A 13,674-nucleotide genomic window follows, 5' to 3' on the forward strand; every position below is an offset into this window, starting at 1 on the left:
GCGGGGTGTCCATGGGGAGTCTCCGAATCAGGAGCGCCCATGGAGTCAGCCTTCGCGCAATTCGTAAATCCCGTTAACCCGAGTTCGGAGCCCTGAAGGCGAGCGGGTCGGCGATTGCCCAATCTCCCGATCGATGACAAACTCGGCCGAGATCGGACGAGGGAGGCCCAGGTGAGACGGTTGCGGCCGGTCGCCATGGCGATCGTGGCGCTCGGCTTGGCGACGAGCCTCGCCGGAGGACAGGAGGCGACGTCGGGAATCTTCGCCGGGCATGGGCGCGTGGAAGCCGTCGCGCCCGGGACCGGCGCGCTGACGATCGTCCATGACGACATCGAAGGCTTTATGCCCGCGATGGAGATGATGTACAAAGTGAAGACCCCTGACCTCAGCAGGGATTTGCGGCCAGGCGACGCGATCGACTTCAAGATCGACGCGTCGACCTACACCGTCATTCAGGTGACGCGGGTCCTGGGCGCGAAATAACCGCCTCATCGCACGGCCGCCAGGAAACCCGAGAAATCGCGGCCTCGGACATTGCCGACATTGTGGCAGGCCATACAACTCGAAGCGCCGTCCTGCAGGTAGGTCTCCAACGTGGTGTTGACCAGGTTTTCCTGGCCTTGGGTTGCGGGGTCGGTCGACTGGTAGTTCTCGCTGGGTTTATCCCGGTCGACGGTCAGTCCGGGAAAGAAACCCCCGTCGTTTTGCGGTCCAGGCGGGTTGGGCGCGGTCGGCCATTGGCTTGCGACGAGCATGTAGTGTTCCCACACCGAGCCCCTGATCCCGGAGAGCGCCCAAAAAGCCCGGTTCATCGCCATAGTCGAGGTGTGGATCGGGAAACGGCGCGTGACCTGCATCGGCTCGGGATCGGGCGAAGGCGGATTCGTCACGCTGACCGGCCGGGTCTCCGGTGACCCGAACTTGGGCAAGTCGGAATTCGGGTGGCGGGGATCGTAATAGGAGTAAGGCGCGCCGGCGTCCTTCGCGTCCGGCTCGCGCGCGTCCCCCACGCCGGCCGGCGGGACGTTGTCGATCTGTTCGAAGGTGCTCCATAGCCACTGCGGCCTGTAGCGCGTCTTGATCATGATGTGGAACCCGACGAGCCCGATGTCGGCCTTCGCGCACACGATCCGTCCGGCGGCGAGGCTGGCCGACACGTCGACGACCTCGGCGTTCTCGACAACGTAGTAGCGGGCCCGGATCGCCGGCGTATCCGCATCGGTCATCAGCCGCCACGCGGCCTTCACAGCGATGGATCCAACCGGCAGATTCGCGGGATGGGTCTCGTCCGGCAGGTTGCGCCCCTCGCTCCAGCCGGCGCTGGCGACAGCGTCGTACTCGGGCTCGTTCACGCGAATCTCGTATCGGGTGTAGGTGCGGTTCCGCGCAACGAGAGGATTGGTGGACTCGCCAGGCGAGGACCCCGGTTGGTTGAATTCGGCATAAGGCGTAAAAGACGCGAGCGTTTTCACCCGGTTGTCGACGTTCGCGCCGCACGGATTGCGCCCGTCCCAACTCGCCCACGGCGTCGGCGCATTCGGCTTTCCGTCCGGACCGATGGGGAAGAGCTCGTATCGCGCTTTGAAGGTCTCCCATACGCGCGCTCCGGGATCCGCGAGAGTCCTGGCGCGATCGGGCTCGCCGCGCCGCTCAGCGTCTGCGACCGCCGGCCAGTTGAGCGCGATGAAGGCGCGCCAGGCGAAGGCGTCGAACGTTGGATAGGGATCCGCTCGGGTCGACGGGGCGTCCTCGATCCGGGTGGGCGAAAGGCTCGGGGCGAGGTCGTCCGCCGCCGCGACGCTGGAAACCGCCAGCAGCGCGACGAGCGCCGCAACGGCGCATGGCAGGCCTGGCGCGGCGCTTAGGGTGGGCCGCGTGCGACCCGACGGTTCTCGCAGCGCTTCGCTCCTCTTGTTGCTTCGGTTTCGTCCGCCGTTGCCGTTTCGGCCCCCGCCCCGGTTTGCGCGCTTGCCGGAGGCCGCTACCGGAGCCCGACGGGCCCCCGGATCTCGCCAGCCGGGAATTGCTTGCTATGCACGTTGAAATAGTAGCGGCCCCCTTTCAGGTCGCTTGCCTGGGTCTCGTCGATCTTGGCCACGCCGTGGAAGGGGCTCGCGAGGTTGCCGGGCGTACCGACCTGGATCGGCGCATTCTCCTCGGAGGTCGACCCGATATAGGAGACCGGCCCATGAAAATGCGCCCCGATCACCGGGGTGTCGATCCCCTTGTAGGTGACCGACCATTCCAGCGTGTTGGTGTCGGTGTCGAGCGTTCCGATCATTTGCCCCTGGGCCTTGCTGTCATTCCGAGGCACCTCCGCCCCGCCGCTCAGCGTGGCCTGGATCGAAATCTTGTATGCTAGAGCCTGCGAGCCCGTCGCGAGCAGACCGAGAGTTACGAGCGCGGCGAGAGCGGCGCGCCCCGATATCGGCGGGCGGGCGCAAGAGCGGCGATCTTCGCGAGCTTTCCGTAGCATGGCGCCTCCCATTTTTCTTGTTTTCGCGATGGGCGACGAACCGCCCGCTCGCAAGTCGTCACGTTCGCCCGTTCAGGCCTCAGAACGCCGACGATGAAAAAATCTCCGGCCTGAGAGCGCCTCCAAGGCGTGCTCAACCTCGCTCAGCCACCTGCCCAAGGTCTTTCGCCAGCCCGAGGGCCGTCGAATGTGCTTTGGCGGATCGTATCTTAGACCAGCCTGATGGCGATGAAAAGTCTCAGCGCCGCGAACGTAATATGAACGTCTGGAACAGAGTCGAGCCGCTGGCCCCTGCCGCGATCGGGCTTTTCGATCGGCTCGCAGCGCTCAATCTCCGACGGCTTCGGCATCGCGCGCAACGCCGCCGCCGGCTGTTCGGCGCGATGACGAGGACGTCGCCGTGCCGCTCGATGGAAGGCTCGACGGTCGCGTCGTCGTGGCCGACTCCCGCGCGAATGCCGATCGCTGGCCGGCGCCGGATCTGAACGCCCACCTCAGCGGCATTTCCGCTCCATTTCGCGACCGGGAATAGGTGGGGCGGAGGAAGCCGAACGCTGTCTATGCGCTCACACGTGGATCGCCCGCTTGTCGACCGCCATGGCGGCTTCCTTGACCGCTTCCGACATCGTCGGATGGGCGTGGCAGGTGCGCGCCAGGTCCTCCGCCGAACCGCCGAACTCCATCAGCACGCAGACCTCGTGGATCATCTCGCCGGCGCCGAAGCCGACGATATGCGCCCCGAGAACCCGGTCGGTGGCGGCGTCGGCCAGAATCTTCACGAACCCGTCAGTGTGGCGCATGGCGCGCGCGCGGCCGTTGGCGGTGAACGGGAATTTACCGATCTTGTAGGCGACGCCGGCGGCCTTCAACTCCTCCTCGGTCTTGCCGACCGAGGCGATTTCGGGACTCGTGTAGACGACGCCCGGAATCACGTCGTAGTTCACGTGGCCGGCCTGCCCGGCGAGGATCTCGGCGAGCGCGACGCCCTCGTCCTCCGCCTTGTGGGCGAGCATCGGGCCCCGGACCACGTCGCCGATGGCGTAGATCCCGGGAACGTTGGTGGCGAAATGCTGGTCGACCGCGATCATGCCCCGGTCCATCGCCACGCCCTGCGCCTCCAGACCGAGATTGTGCGTGTACGGGCGACGCCCGATCGCGACCAGCACCACGTCGGCGTCGAGGACCTTCGCTTCGCCCCCCGCGGCGGGCTCGATGGTCGCTCTCACGCCCTCGCCCGCCTTCTCGACCCCGGTCACCTTGTGGCCGAGATGGAAGGCGAAACCCTGCTTCTCGAGCAGGCGCTGGAACTGTTTGGCGACCTCGCCGTCCATGCCGGGCAGGATGCGGTCGAGGAACTCGACCACCGTCACCTCGGCGCCGAGCCGACGCCAGACCGAACCGAGCTCGAGCCCGATCACCCCGGCGCCGACCACGATCAGCTTCCTGGGGACCTTGGGCAGGCTCAGGGCGCCGGTCGAGGAGACGACGGTCGTCTCGTCGATCTCGACGCCGGGGAGTTTTGCGACGTCCGAGCCGGTGGCGATCACGATCGCCTTGGTCTCGAGGAGTTTTTCGTTGCCGTCCTCGCCCTTGACCACGACCTTGCCGGGCGAGCGGATGCTCCCCTCGCCGGTAAGGGAGTCGACCTTGTTCTTCTTGAAGAGGTACGCGACGCCGTTGACGTTGGCGGCGACGGTGTCGTCCTTGTGCTTCATCAACGCGGCGTGATCGAGTGTTGGCGCAGCCACCACGACCCCGAGCGGCGCCATGCCGTGGTTCGCCTCCTCGAACATCTCGGAGGCGTACAGCAGCGCCTTCGAGGGGATGCAGCCGATGTTGAGGCAGGTGCCGCCGAGCGTTTTTCGCTTCTCGACCACGGCCACCTTCAGGCCGAGCTGGGCCGCGCGGATGGCGCAGACATAGCCGCCGGGGCCGGCGCCGATGACGACGAGATCATAGCTCATTCAAATATCTCACTTTTGTTTTGGCTTTGCGGCCGGCTCCGTCAGGCGAAGCGCGATTCAGTCGAGCGCCAGCCGGAGCAACATCATCACGATCGCGAGAACGGAGACGCCCCACACGAGGGAGCGCACCCAGGCGACGTTGAAGAGATACAGCGGCAGGTAGGCGACCCGGGCGACGATCCACACGATCGGCCAGATCCCCGCCGACCAATGAAGCGCGATGAACGCCAGATCGAGCGCGACGAAGGCGGTGAAGCTCTCGAGATAGTTGGCGAGCGCCCGCCTCGCGCGTCCAGCGATCACCCCCTTCGGCTCGATCGCGACGTCGCGCGCGCTCACGAGGTAGGAGCGCGGCAGGGCGAGATTGGCGGCGCCCGCCTGCGCCACGACGTGAACGACCCACAGGAGGACGCTCAGTTCCAGACACGCGAGTTCGCTCATCCGTTCTCCCCCCCGCGCAACCCCGCTGCGGCGCCGGTTGAAGCCAGCGCCAGTCGCACAGGAACGCGCTCTGTCGTGGCTGCCTTTTTCGCAAGGCGTCTGTCGAACGTCGCGAAAGCCTCGCAGTCCTCGCTCATGGCCAGATGCAGCGCATCGGCGAAGCCCAACCCGCGCTCTGCGTCATCGAGCGCTCGCCCGACGGCGTCGGCGGCGCCGACTGTCACGCGCTCGAGTCCGCAAAACCTTCTGAGCTGCCGAATGACTTCGTCACGCGGCAGGTCATATGCGTCGCGCAACACCCACTCCGCTTCCAGAATGACCGTCACGGGCGCAAAGACATCGGTGTCGCTGACGATCTTCAGAGCGCGTTGCGCGAGCGTCTCGTCATCACGCGTCAGGAAGCGAATGACGATGTTCGTGTCAATCGCCAGCATAACGGCGCTTCGCGGCGGCGCGAAGCGCCTTCTCGATGTCCTCGTCGCTCAGCCGCTTTCCATGGTGCGACAGGGACCCGAAAACGTCCTTCGGCTCGGTAGGCGGGAACGGGCTTGCAGGCCGCAGGAGGATCCCCTCCCGCGTCTCCTCGACCACGAGTTTTTGACCCGCTCTCCACCCCTTGGACTCGCGGATCGCCTTGGGCAGGATCACCTGCCCTTTGGTGGACACAACCGTCGAAGATTTGTTCGTCAAGGTCATCGCGCGCCGGCGGCCGATAGGTAAGACGAATGTAAGATAGGTCTGGCGCCGCCCGTTCGCAAGACGCCCCTCACAGGTCGAGGACGAGCCGGGCCGGATCCTCGAGCGCCTCCTTGACTCGCACCAGGAAGGTCACCGCCTCCTTGCCGTCGACGATGCGGTGGTCGTAGCTCAGCGCCAGATACATCATCGGGCGGATCTCGACCTTGCCGGCCACCGCGATCGGGCGCTCCTGGATCTTGTGCATGCCGAGGATGCCGGATTGCGGCGCATTCAGGATCGGCGTCGACATCAGCGAACCGTAGATGCCGCCGTTGGTGATGGTGAAGGTGCCGCCCTGCAGATCCTCGAGCTTGAGCTGACCGTCGCGGGCGCGCTTGCCGAGATCGGCGATCGCCTTCTCGATCCCCGCCACCGAAAGCCGGTCGCAGTCGCGCACCACCGGCACGATCAGGCCCTTGTCGGTGCCGACCGCGATGCCGAGGTGGTAGTAGTTCTTGTAGACGAGGTCCGCGCCGTCGATCTCGGCGTTGACCGCCGGAATCTCCTTCAGCGCCTGCACGCAGGCTTTGACGAAGAAGCCCATGAAGCCGAGCTTGGCGCCGTGCTTCTTCTCGAAAGCGTCCTTGTAGCGCGCGCGCATCGCCATCACTTCGCTCATGTCGACCTCGTTGAAGGTCGTGAGCATGGCTGCGGTGTTCTGGGCGTCCTTGAGGCGGCGCGCGATCGTCTGGCGCAATTTCGTCATGCGCACGCGCTCCTCGCGCACGCTGTCATCCGGGGCGGGGGCGCGCGCGGCGGGCGTGGGGACGGGAGTGGGCGAAGGCGCCGTCACGACGGGGGCCGGGGCGGAGGAAACGCCCGGAGCGGCGGCCGCAGCGAGGACGTCGCCCTTGAGCACCTGACCGCGCTTGCCGCTGCCGGCGATCGCGCCGAGGTCGATCTTCTGCTCGGCCGCGATCTTGGCCGCCGACGGCGCCGGCGGCATGGCGGAAGCGCCCGCGTGAGCGGCCTTCGGCGGGACGGGAGCGGGAGCGGCGAGCGAGGCGGCCGCGGCGCCGCTCAACTGGCCGAGCAGCGCGCCGATCGACACCGTCTGTCCGGTCTCGGCCGAGATCTCGCTCAGGACGCCGGCGCCCGGCGCGTTGACTTCCAGCGTGACCTTGTCGGTCTCGAGCTCGACCAGCGGCTCGTCGGCGCGCACCGCCTCGCCCGCCTTCTTGAACCACTTGCCGACAGTCGCCTCGGTGATCGATTCGCCAAGCGTCGGGACACGGATTTCAATCGCCATTCACATCGCGCCGACAACGGCGCCCTTCTTGATCAGGGTGTTACAGAATCGATCGGCGAGAGCGGCAGGCTCGGCCGCACCGCGATCGCAGGCATGGGAAACGTCTCGTAGGAGAAGCCGCGCTTCGACAGGATCGCCGGGTCCGCCGCCAGCATCGCCTCGAGCGCCGCCTGCGACCTGGCCTCGATGATCGCGACGCCGTAGCCGCCGGCCGGGTCGGCGACCGGCCCCATGGCGATCACCGCGCCGATCTCGACCCGCGGCGTCCAGTATTCGCGGTGCCGGCGCATCACCAGCGCCTCGTCCGAGGTCATGTCGGACAGGAACGTCGGCCGCGGCGGCCTCAGCTTGCACAGAAAGTGCGACATCGGACTCTAAGCCTCAGCGAGCGTCAGGCGAAGCATTCGTCGAGGAAGGCCTTGAGCTGGGCGAGATGCTTCGACATGAGGCCCGTCGCCGTCGCCGCGGCCGCCGGACGACCGGCGTAGCGCGCGCGCTTCGACTTGCCGCCGACCTGGCCGAGCACCCATTCCATATAGGGCTCGACGAAGAACCATGCGCCCATGTTCTTGGGCTCTTCCTGACACCAGACCACCTCGGCCTTCTTGAACCGGGAGAGATGCCGGACCATCTGCTTCAGCGGGAAGGGATAGAGCTGCTCGCAGCGCAGGAGATAGACGTCGTCGACGCCGCGCTTCTCGCGCTCGTCATAGAGATCCCAGTAGACCTTGCCCGACGAGATCACGACGCGGCGAATCTTGTCGTCCTTGACGAGCTTGATCTTCTCGTTCTTCCAGGTCTCGGCCTTGTCGAGCAGGATGCGGTGGAACGCCGAGCCCGGCGCGAAGAACTCGAGCGGCGACACGGCGCGCTTGTTGCGCAGCATCGACTTCGGCGTCATGAGAATCAGCGGCTTGCGGAACGGCCGCTTCAGCTGCCTTCTCAGCACGTGAAAGAGGTTCGCCGGGGTCGTGCAATTGACGACCTGCATGTTGTCTTCGGCGCAGAGCTGGAGATAGCGCTCGAGCCTGGCCGAGGAATGCTCCGGACCCTGGCCCTCGTAGCCGTGCGGCAGCATGCAGACCAGGCCCGACATGCGCAGCCACTTGCGCTCGCCGGCCGAGACGAACTGGTCGAACACCACCTGCGCGCCGTTGGCGAAGTCGCCGAACTGCGCTTCCCAGACGGTCAGCGCGTTCGGCTCGGCGAGGGTGTAGCCGTACTCGAAGCCGAGCACCGCCTCTTCCGAGAGCATCGAGTTGATGACCTCGTAGCGCGCCTGGCCATCGCGGATGTGGTTGAGCGGGATGTAGCGCGCCTCGGTCTGCTGGTCGATCAGCACCGAATGGCGCTGCGAGAAGGTGCCGCGCTCGACGTCCTGGCCCGAGAGCCGCACCGGAAAGCCCTCGTCGAGCAGCGCGCCGAAGGCGAGCGACTCGGCGGTCGCCCAGTCGATGCCGTCGCCGCTCTCGATCGCGTTCCGCCGGCTCTCCATGAACCGGAGAATTGTCTTGTGGATCTCGAAGCCCTGCGGCGCCGTCGTGATGCGCTGGCCGATCTGCTTCAGCCGGTCGACGTCGTAGCCGGTGTCGCCGCGGCGATCGTCCTCGACCACGTCCTGCGACGCCTTGAAGCCGGCCCAGCGGCCGTCGAGCCAGTCGGCCTTGTTGGGCGAATAGGCCTGACCGGCTTCGTATTCGGCCTCGAGCCGATGGCGCCAGTCGGCGCGCATCTTGTCGACCTCGCCCTGGGTGACGAGGCCTTCGCGGGTCAGCTTGTCGGTGTAGATCTGCAGCGTGGTCGGATGCGAGCGGATCAGCCGGTACATGATCGGCTGGGTGAACGAGGGCTCGTCGCCCTCGTTGTGGCCGAAGCGGCGGTAGCAGAACATGTCGATGACGACCGGCTTGTGGAACTTCTGCCGGTACTCGATCGCGACCTTGGCGCAGAACACCACCGCTTCCGGATCGTCGCCGTTGACGTGAAAGATCGGCGCCTCGACCAGCTTGGCGACGTCCGACGGATAGGGCGAGGAGCGCGAATAGCGCGGATACGTGGTGAAGCCGATCTGGTTGTTGATGATGAAGTGGAGCGAGCCGCCGGTGCGGTGGCCGCGCAGGCCCGAGAGGCCGAAGCATTCGGCCACCACGCCCTGGCCGGCGAAGGCCGCGTCGCCGTGGATGAGGAGCGGCAGCACCTTCGAGCGCTCGATGACGTCGTCGAACTGGTCCTGCTTGGCGCGCACCTTGCCGAGCACGACGGGATCGACGATCTCGAGATGCGACGGGTTGGCGGTCAGCGACAGGTGGACGGTGTTGCCGTCGAACTCGCGGTCCGACGACGCGCCGAGGTGGTACTTGACGTCGCCCGAGCCTTCGACCTCGTCGGGCGACGCCGAGCCGCCCTTGAACTCGTGGAAGATGACGCGGTGCGGCTTGGCCATCACCTGCGAGAGCACGTTGAGGCGGCCGCGGTGGGCCATGCCGACGCAGATCTCCCGCAGGCCGAGCTGACCGCCGCGCTTGATGATCTGCTCCAGCGCCGGGATCATCGCTTCGCCGCCGTCGAGGCCGAAGCGCTTGGCGCCGGTGTACTTGACGTCGAAGAAGTTCTCGAAGCCCTCCGCCTCGACCAGCTTCGACAGGATGGCGCGCTTGCCCTCGCGGGTGAAGTGGATCTCCTTGTCCGGACCCTCGATGCGCTCCTGGATCCAGGCCTTCTCGGCGGGATCGGAAATGTGCAGGAACTCGAAGCCGATGGTGCCGCAATAGGTGCGGCGCAGCAGCGCCAGCATCTCGCGCACGGTGGCGTATTCGAGCCCGAGCACGTGATCGATGAAGATCTTGCGGTCATAGTCGGCCTCGGTGAAGCCGTAGGTCGACGGATGCAGCTCCTCGTGATCCTTCTGCGGCTCGAGGCCGAGCGGATCGAGGTTGGCGTGCAGGTGGCCGCGCATGCGGAAGGCGCGGATCATCATGATCGCGCGCACCGAATCGCGGGTGGCGCGCTGGATTTCGCCCTCGCTGACCGGCGCCGAGGGGCCAGCCTCGGCGGCCTTGCCGCGGATCTTGTCGCCGAGCGCCTTTTCCGTCGCCGGCCAGTCGCCGTCGAGGGCGTTGATCAGGTCGCCCTTCGGCGTCTGCGGCCATTGCGCGTTCTTCCAGGAGGCGCCGGCCGCCGTCTTGCCGACGCTCGCAGGATCGTCCCCGAGGCTGCCGAAAAAGTCGCGCCAGCCGGGCTCGACCGACATCGGGTCCTTTTCGTATTTCGCCTGCAGCGCCTCGATGTAGGCGCTGTTCGCGCCATACAGGAACGAAGTCTGCAGCAGCGCCTGGTTGACGTCCTGACGGGTCATGGACAGCGTTCCCTGTTGTCTTACTTGCCGTTCAGAACGTCGACGAGGGTCTTGCCGAGGCGCGCCGGCGAGGGCGAGACCCGGATTCCCGCCGCCTCCATCGCCGCGATCTTGTCCTCGGCGCCGCCCTTGCCGCCGGCGATGATCGCGCCGGCGTGGCCCATCCGCCGTCCGGGCGGCGCGGTGCGGCCGGCGATGAAGCCGACGACCGGCTTCTTGCGGCCCTTCTTCGCCTCGTCGATGAGGAACTGGGCCGCGTCCTCCTCGGCCTGGCCGCCGATCTCGCCGATCATCACGATCGAGTGGGTCTCAGGGTCGGCGAGGAACAATTCGAGCGCGTCGATGAACTCGAAGCCCTTGATCGGGTCGCCGCCGATGCCGACCGCGGTCGTCTGGCCGAGGCCCTCCTGGGTGGTCTGGAACACCGCCTCGTAGGTCAGCGTGCCCGAGCGCGACAGGATGCCGACGCTGCCCTTGGCGAAGATGTTGCCCGGCATGATGCCGATCTTGCATTCGCCGGCGGTCATCACGCCGGGGCAGTTCGGGCCGACCAGAATCGACTTCGACCCCTGCAGGGCGCGCTTGACGCGCATCATGTCGAGCACCGGAATGCCCTCGGTGATGCAGACGATCAGCGGCACCTCCGCGTCGATCGCCTCGCAGATCGCGTCGGCCGCGCCGGGCGGGGGAACGTAGATCGCGCTCGCCTCGGCGCCGGTGGCCTCGCGCGCCTCCTTGACCGTGTCGAACACCGGCAGGCCGAGGTGGACGCCGCCGCCCTTGCCCGGGCTGACGCCGCCGACGAGTTTCGTGCCGTAGGCGATCGCCTGCTCGGAATGGAACGTGCCGTTCTTGCCGGTGAAGCCCTGGGTGATGACCTTGGTGTGTGCGTTGACGAGAATGGACATGTCGGTCTTTCGCAGTGAGATGGTGGGAAGGCTGCGAGCGAAGTTCAGCAGCCTGAGATCAGGCCGCCGCTCTGACAGCGTTGACGATCTTCTGCGCCGCGTCGTCGAGGTCGTCGGCCGAAATAACGTTGAGCCCGGACTCGCGGATGTACTTCTTGCCGAGATCGACGTTGGTGCCCTCGAGGCGCACCACCAGCGGCACCTTGAGGCCGACGTCCTTGACCGCGGCGATCACGCCTTCGGCGATCACGTCGCAGCGCATGATGCCGCCGAAGATGTTGATCAGGATGCCCTTCACGTTCGAGTCGGCGGTCAGGATCTTGAACGCGGCGGTGACCTTCTCCTTGGTCGCGCCGCCGCCGACGTCGAGGAAGTTCGCCGGGCTCTCGCCGTAGAGCTTGATGATGTCCATCGTCGCCATCGCCAGGCCGGCGCCGTTGACCATGCAGCCGATCGTGCCGTCGAGCGTGATGTAGTTGAGGTCGTGCTTCGAGGCCTCGATCTCCTTGGCGTCCTCCTCGGTCTCGTCGCGCAGGGCGACGATGTCGGGATGGCGATAGAGCGCGTTCGAGTCGAAGGACACCTTGGCGTCGAGCACGCGAAGCTGGCCGTTGCTCTGGACGATCAGCGGATTGATCTCCAGCATCGACATGTCCTTGTTGACGAAGGCGGTGTACAGCCGCGTCACCAGGCTCTCGATCTGCTTGGCGCCCTCGCCGGTGAGGCCGAGCGCCTTGGCGGCGGCGCGGCCGTGGTGGGGCATGATCCCGGTTGCCGGATCGACGGAGAAGCTGTGGATCTTCTCCGGCGTGTTGTGCGCCACGTCCTCGATGTTGACGCCGCCCTCGGTGGACAGGACGAAGGAGATGCGGCTCGTCACCCGGTCGACCAGCGCCGACAGGTAGAACTCCTTGTCGATGTTGGCGCCGTCCTCGATGTAGAGGCGGTGGACCTGCTTGCCGGCCGGGCCCGTCTGCACCGTCACCAGCGTCGCGCCGAGCATCTGCCGCGCGAAGGTCTCGACCTCCTCGATCGACCGCGCGAGCCGCACGCCGCCCTTGTCGCCGGCCTCGGGCTCCTTGAACTTGCCCTTGCCGCGGCCGCCGGCGTGGATCTGGGTCTTCACCACCCAGAGCGGTCCCCCGAGCTTCTTCGCCGCCTCGACCGCCTCTTCGGGCGTGAAGGCCGGGAAGCCGTTGGCGACGGGGGCGCTGAAGGCGCGCAGGACGGCCTTGGCCTGATATTCATGAATGTTCATGGGGACGACGACCTCGGGAGAGAGCGAACGCCCGCCTCATGCGGGCGTTCCGGAGAGCCATCAGGCCAGCGCGGGGTTGATGCCCTTGCAGGCCTCGATCAGGGTGTGGACCGAGGCGACCGACTTCTCGAACATCGCCTTCTCGGCCTCGTCGAGCGTGATCTCGACGATGCGCTCGACGCCGCCGGCGCCGATCACCGTCGGCACGCCGACATAGGTGTCGGTGACGCCGTACTGGCCGGTGAGGTGGGCTGCGACCGGCAGGACGCGGCGCTGATCCTTGAGATAGGCTTCCGCCATGGCGATGCCCGAGGTCGCGGGCGCGTAATAGGCCGAGCCGGTCTTGAGCAGCGCCACGATCTCGCCGCCGCCCTTGCGGGTGCGCTCGACGATCGCGTCGAGCTTGGCCTGGGTGGTCCAGCCCATCTTGATCAGGTCGGGCAGCGGAATGCCGGCGACGGTCGAGTAGCGCACCGAGGGGACCATGTCGTCGCCGTGGCCGCCGAGCACGAAGGCGGTCACGTCCTCGACCGAGACGTTGAACTCCTCGGCCAGGAAGAAGCGGAACCGGGCGGAGTCGAGCACGCCCGCCATGCCGACCACCTTCTGCGGCGGCAGTCCGGAAAACTTCTGCAGCGCCCAGACCATCGCGTCGAGCGGGTTGGTGATGCAGATGACGAAGGCGTCGGGCGCATGCGCCCTGAGGCCGGCGCCGACCGCCTCCATCACCTTGAGATTGATGCCGAGCAGATCGTCGCGGCTCATCCCGGGCTTGCGCGGCACCCCGGCGGTGACGATGACGACGTCGGCGCCGGCGATCGCCGAATAGTCGCTCGCGCCGGTGAGTCTTGCGTTGAACCCGTCGACCGGCGCGGACTCGGACAGGTCGAGCGCCTTGCCCTGGGGCACGCCGTCGACGATGTCGAACAGCACGATGTCGCCGAGCTCCTTCAGAGCGGCCAGGTGGGCGAGCGTGCCGCCGATCTGACCAGCGCCGATCAATGCAATCTTCTTGCGCGCCATGGGATTTCTTCCGCTCTCTATCGTCCGCTGTTGACACGGGCCGCGCGTCACGATGCCGCACCGCCCCGGGAGGTTCGCCGGTCGCTATCGGATGAACCTCCCCGGCGATCAAGCCGAACTTTTGGCGCAGGCGGAGGACCTTCCGTCCCGTGCGCCCGACGGGTCGCCAATTCCCCAGCGCTGTCAAGGACCTGTAAGGGAGGTCGGCGACGCGCGGACCGCAGGGGGCGCGAGAATTTGGGCGCCCATCTGACAAAAAATG

The 13,674-nt window shown here is 66.7% G+C and carries 13 protein-coding genes; 1 reads left to right on the forward strand and 12 read right to left on the reverse strand.

Features of this window, described 5'->3' with window-relative positions:
- Positions 1 to 171 precede the first annotated feature (171 nt).
- The gene (locus tag DFR50_RS29290; RefSeq protein ID WP_147262965.1) at positions 172 to 483 is read left to right on the forward strand and encodes a copper-binding protein; all 312 of its coding nucleotides are present in this window, start codon (positions 172 to 174) and stop codon (positions 481 to 483) included.
- A 5-nt stretch (positions 484 to 488) separates the two neighbouring features.
- Here the strand turns inward: DFR50_RS29290 and DFR50_RS29295 are convergent, their stop codons facing one another.
- From DFR50_RS29295 to mdh, 12 genes are all read right to left on the reverse strand, one after another.
- The gene (locus DFR50_RS29295; RefSeq protein WP_113893546.1) at positions 489 to 1,472 is read right to left on the reverse strand and encodes a hypothetical protein; all 984 of its coding nucleotides are present in this window, start codon (positions 1,470 to 1,472) and stop codon (positions 489 to 491) included.
- A gap of 509 nt (positions 1,473 to 1,981) precedes the next feature.
- Complete coding sequence (locus DFR50_RS33405; protein ID WP_113893548.1) at positions 1,982 to 2,488, reverse strand: CHRD domain-containing protein; 507 nt, start codon at positions 2,486 to 2,488, stop codon at positions 1,982 to 1,984.
- 554 nt (positions 2,489 to 3,042) lie between these two features.
- The gene (lpdA, locus tag DFR50_RS29310; protein ID WP_113893552.1) at positions 3,043 to 4,440 is read right to left on the reverse strand and encodes a dihydrolipoyl dehydrogenase; all 1,398 of its coding nucleotides are present in this window, start codon (positions 4,438 to 4,440) and stop codon (positions 3,043 to 3,045) included.
- Positions 4,441 to 4,497: 57 nt separating this feature from the next.
- Positions 4,498 to 4,881 (reverse strand): MAPEG family protein, encoded by a 384-nt coding sequence (locus DFR50_RS29315; protein WP_113893554.1) that lies wholly within the window; start codon positions 4,879 to 4,881, stop codon positions 4,498 to 4,500.
- On the reverse strand, positions 4,878 to 5,315 hold the full coding sequence (locus DFR50_RS29320) for a type II toxin-antitoxin system VapC family toxin (RefSeq protein WP_113893556.1): 438 nt from the start codon (positions 5,313 to 5,315) through the stop codon (positions 4,878 to 4,880). The genes DFR50_RS29315 and DFR50_RS29320 overlap by 4 nt, the downstream gene beginning before the upstream one ends.
- Positions 5,302 to 5,577, reverse strand: a complete 276-nt coding sequence (locus DFR50_RS29325) for an AbrB/MazE/SpoVT family DNA-binding domain-containing protein (RefSeq protein WP_113893558.1) — start codon at positions 5,575 to 5,577, stop codon at positions 5,302 to 5,304. The genes DFR50_RS29320 and DFR50_RS29325 overlap by 14 nt, the downstream gene beginning before the upstream one ends.
- A gap of 70 nt (positions 5,578 to 5,647) precedes the next feature.
- Complete coding sequence (gene odhB, locus DFR50_RS29330; RefSeq protein ID WP_113893560.1) at positions 5,648 to 6,868, reverse strand: 2-oxoglutarate dehydrogenase complex dihydrolipoyllysine-residue succinyltransferase; 1,221 nt, start codon at positions 6,866 to 6,868, stop codon at positions 5,648 to 5,650.
- Between the two features lie 32 nt (positions 6,869 to 6,900).
- Entirely contained in the window at positions 6,901 to 7,236 is a 336-nt protein-coding gene (locus DFR50_RS29335; protein ID WP_113893562.1) for a YciI family protein, read from the reverse strand.
- 23 nt (positions 7,237 to 7,259) lie between these two features.
- Positions 7,260 to 10,223, reverse strand: a complete 2,964-nt coding sequence (locus tag DFR50_RS29340; protein ID WP_113893564.1) for a 2-oxoglutarate dehydrogenase E1 component — start codon at positions 10,221 to 10,223, stop codon at positions 7,260 to 7,262.
- Positions 10,224 to 10,243: 20 nt separating this feature from the next.
- A complete protein-coding gene (sucD, locus tag DFR50_RS29345; RefSeq protein ID WP_113893566.1) occupies positions 10,244 to 11,131 on the reverse strand; it encodes a succinate--CoA ligase subunit alpha in 888 nt (295 codons plus the stop codon).
- 58 nt (positions 11,132 to 11,189) lie between these two features.
- Positions 11,190 to 12,389, reverse strand: coding sequence for an ADP-forming succinate--CoA ligase subunit beta (gene sucC / locus DFR50_RS29350; protein WP_113893568.1), 1,200 nt, complete (start codon positions 12,387 to 12,389; stop codon positions 11,190 to 11,192).
- Between the two features lie 60 nt (positions 12,390 to 12,449).
- Positions 12,450 to 13,412, reverse strand: a complete 963-nt coding sequence (gene mdh / locus DFR50_RS29355; RefSeq protein ID WP_113893570.1) for a malate dehydrogenase — start codon at positions 13,410 to 13,412, stop codon at positions 12,450 to 12,452.
- Between the last annotated feature and the right edge of the window lie 262 nt (positions 13,413 to 13,674).

It is taken from the genome of Roseiarcus fermentans, from assembly GCF_003315135.1.
Lineage (GTDB): Bacteria > Pseudomonadota > Alphaproteobacteria > Rhizobiales > Beijerinckiaceae > Roseiarcus > Roseiarcus fermentans.

What these genes read in the sequence shown, in the direction of transcription:
- DFR50_RS33405 (WP_113893548.1), bottom strand. Translation starts at nt 2,488, where the DNA reads ATGGGAGGCGCCATGCTACGGAAAGCTCGCGAAGATCGCCGCTCTTGC.
- lpdA (WP_113893552.1), bottom strand. Translation starts at nt 4,440, where the DNA reads ATGAGCTATGATCTCGTCGTCATCGGCGCCGGCCCCGGCGGCTATGTC.
- DFR50_RS29315 (WP_113893554.1), bottom strand. Translation starts at nt 4,881, where the DNA reads ATGAGCGAACTCGCGTGTCTGGAACTGAGCGTCCTCCTGTGGGTCGTT.
- DFR50_RS29320 (WP_113893556.1), bottom strand. Translation starts at nt 5,315, where the DNA reads ATGCTGGCGATTGACACGAACATCGTCATTCGCTTCCTGACGCGTGAT.
- DFR50_RS29325 (WP_113893558.1), bottom strand. Translation starts at nt 5,577, where the DNA reads ATGACCTTGACGAACAAATCTTCGACGGTTGTGTCCACCAAAGGGCAG.
- odhB (WP_113893560.1), bottom strand. Translation starts at nt 6,868, where the DNA reads ATGGCGATTGAAATCCGTGTCCCGACGCTTGGCGAATCGATCACCGAG.
- DFR50_RS29335 (WP_113893562.1), bottom strand. Translation starts at nt 7,236, where the DNA reads ATGTCGCACTTTCTGTGCAAGCTGAGGCCGCCGCGGCCGACGTTCCTG.
- DFR50_RS29340 (WP_113893564.1), bottom strand. Translation starts at nt 10,223, where the DNA reads ATGACCCGTCAGGACGTCAACCAGGCGCTGCTGCAGACTTCGTTCCTG.
- sucD (WP_113893566.1), bottom strand. Translation starts at nt 11,131, where the DNA reads ATGTCCATTCTCGTCAACGCACACACCAAGGTCATCACCCAGGGCTTC.
- sucC (WP_113893568.1), bottom strand. Translation starts at nt 12,389, where the DNA reads ATGAACATTCATGAATATCAGGCCAAGGCCGTCCTGCGCGCCTTCAGC.
- mdh (WP_113893570.1), bottom strand. Translation starts at nt 13,412, where the DNA reads ATGGCGCGCAAGAAGATTGCATTGATCGGCGCTGGTCAGATCGGCGGC.